Annotated in this window: 1 pseudogene; it reads left to right on the top strand. The window is 22.9% G+C overall.

Annotated features, from left to right (window positions below):
• Positions 1–513 (top strand): annotated as a pseudogene (locus CAMP5082_RS08290) (hypothetical protein); the annotation flags it as partial.
• Between the last annotated feature and the right edge of the window lie 7 nt (positions 514–520).

Below are 520 nucleotides of genomic sequence, written 5' to 3' on the forward strand. Positions count from 1 at the left end.
AATAATACCTTATATCTAAGTGGTAATACTAATATTTTTAATAATACTAATATAGATGTATTAGCAGGTAGCTTTTTACAAACTAAAGAAGATAATAACTTTGCATCAAAAGCTCTAATGCATAAAAGTGGTACTAATAATCATTTAGTATTAAATACAAATATAAAAGCAAATACTATCAATAACTTTGATCATTATAGCTTTATCTTAAAAGATGATACTAAAACTTATTTAAGTGCTAAAGAAGCTATTAATCTTTCTAAAGATAGTTCTATTAATGTATATACAAACAATAATGTAAAAAATAAAAGCTTTATTTTAATGCAAAGTGAAAAAGGCTTTGTAGATGCAAACAATAAACAACTAAATCAAAAAGACTTACAAAGCTTATTAGAAACTATCACTAAAAATAATCAAAGCTTACATAAAAACATCAAAGCAAAAGTTCAAAAAGCTAAATACACTCTAAGTGTAAGTAAAGATGCAAAAAGCATAGTAGTGAATTTAAATTAAAGCAATA

Source organism: Campylobacter sp. LMG 17559 (assembly GCF_024723605.1).
Classification (GTDB): domain Bacteria; phylum Campylobacterota; class Campylobacteria; order Campylobacterales; family Campylobacteraceae; genus Campylobacter_D.